Below are 1,179 nucleotides of genomic sequence, written 5' to 3' on the forward strand. Positions count from 1 at the left end.
CTGAGCGCGAATGCAATTGCAAAGAAGGCGATGGCGCCAAAAGAGGGCCGGGGGCTTCGGGTCACTTTGGAGGTGCCTGTATGTTACTGCTCAAGTTTTTGTTTTTGCGCCGTTTCCCGGCGTCTGCGTTCACTATGCCACATGCGATTCGGCTTGTGAATCCCTTTTCCGTCTGTGGATAAGGTTTTTTGCAGAGATACCGGACCGCGCTTGGCGGAGACAGTCATGCCTAGCAAAACCTCAGATGTTCATGCATGATTTCCTGAAAGTTATTTGAAAATCTCTCGTCCAACGGATCGAGACGGAAGACCGCTTCTCTGATGCGTTCGAGGCCCATGCAATGGTACTGACTTTCGAGTTGAAAAATGTCCGAAGTATCAAGTGTCTTGCCGATAGATTGGAACTCGGCTTCCAGCACCTCGCGCTCAGCACCCTTGAGGCTCAGGCATGATCAGAGTTCATATTTGGCCCGATAGGATGCCACGGCATTTGCAAGTTGTTCTTCTTTGCCGCCGTTTTGTTTGGAAGACGCCTGATACAGGGTCTGAAAGGAGCTGATATAGTCCTCCAGCGCCAGGGTGGAAACGATATGCTTGTTCCAGGCATCGTAGCTTTCGGAGTTTGCCGCATCAGCTGGCGCCGCGACCAAAGACTCTGCGTAAACCAGCACTCTTTCAGGGGCTGTGTCCAGCCAGGTGTCTGGTCTGATTGCCGTCAGAGCGGCCCATTGCGGGGCGCAATAGTGTTCTGTGATCCCGGCAAGCTGGGCGTTTGCTTGTGACGCTTTGGAATTGGAAGGCTGGGTGGCAAATAGTATAGAGGTTGCGCACAGAGTAAAAAATACAGCCAATAGTAATCTAAACGTTTTCATGAAAATTCCTCTGCTGTCGCGTCCTCCTAGCTGCGGAATGTGGTGAAATGTTGATCTAAGATATTGGAAAAATTTGAATTTCAACCTAAAGGGTAATTCAAAAGAAAGCCGCCGCAGGAACTTTGCGGCGGTTCGTTGGCGGATCATCTGATGCGCCTAGGCCGGTTCAGGCGTTTCAAGAGCTGCGACGCCGGGCAGTTCCTTGCCTTCCATCCATTCCAGGAAGGCGCCGCCGGCGGTGGAGATATAGGTGAAATCGCCCGCAGCACCTGAGGCGTTCAGCGCCGCCACGGTGTCGCCGCCGCCTG

2 protein-coding genes are annotated in these 1,179 nt (G+C 52.8%); both read right to left on the reverse strand.

Annotated elements, in window-relative coordinates; genetic code table 11:
- Positions 1-451: 451 nt before the first annotated feature.
- Entirely contained in the window at positions 452-1,018 is a 567-nt protein-coding gene (locus A2I95_RS40305) for a hypothetical protein (RefSeq protein ID WP_291737934.1), read from the reverse strand.
- Between the two features lie 9 nt (positions 1,019-1,027).
- A partial coding sequence (gene pgk / locus A2I95_RS40310) for a phosphoglycerate kinase (RefSeq protein WP_291737935.1) occupies positions 1,028-1,179 on the reverse strand: 152 nt, incomplete at its 5' end.

The sequence above is a fragment of the Leisingera sp. F5 genome, assembly GCF_001593695.1.

Bases quoted from the DNA above. Each gene is read 5' to 3' on its own strand.
- A2I95_RS40305 (WP_291737934.1), bottom strand. From the start codon at position 1,018: ATGATCCGCCAACGAACCGCCGCAAAGTTCCTGCGGCGGCTTTCTTTT.